Genomic DNA, 539 nt, shown 5'->3' with positions numbered 1-539 from the left:
CGGCACGCTGGGCAAGGTCGGCAACTGCCAGGTCGGCGTGAGTGTCCATGCCGCCTCCGACACCGCCTCATGCCCTCTGTCCTGGCGGCTGTTCCTGCCCGAAAGCTGGGACACGCCCGAGGCGGACGGCCGCAGGAAGCGCTGTCGCATCCCCGACGACGAGCACCACCGTCCCAAGTGGCAGCTCGCCCTGGGGATGCTCGATGAACTCGCCGGTTCCGGCCTCAGGCCCGCCGTGCTGGTCGCGGATACCGGATACGGTGCCAATGCCGACTTCCGCCGCGGCCTGGAAGACCGCGGCCTGGCCTACGTCCTGCAGGCCAAGGCCGAGATGACTGCCCATGGTGAGGGTGTTGAACCCCACCAGCCCGCCTACGGCGGACTCGGCCCCAGGCCCCTTCCGCGTTACCGTACCCGGCCGGTGTCCTTGCGTGAACACGTGCTGGCCGCAGGGCGAGGCCAGGGACGGACCCTGACTTGGCGCAAGGGCTCCAAAGCCGCGATGAGCTCCCACTTCGTGCTGTTGCGGGTCCGTCTTG

The 539-nt window shown here is 69.4% G+C and carries 1 protein-coding gene; it reads left to right on the top strand.

From position 1 onward, the window contains the following. On the top strand, nt 1–539 hold a 539-nt coding region (locus ACLJT4_RS42545; RefSeq protein ID WP_411130537.1), incomplete at both ends, for a transposase.

The organism is Streptomyces sp. x-19 (genome assembly GCF_046549115.1).
GTDB classification, from domain to species: domain Bacteria; phylum Actinomycetota; class Actinomycetes; order Streptomycetales; family Streptomycetaceae; genus Streptomyces; species Streptomyces albulus_C.
This window is presented reverse-complemented; position numbering and strand designations above follow the sequence as displayed.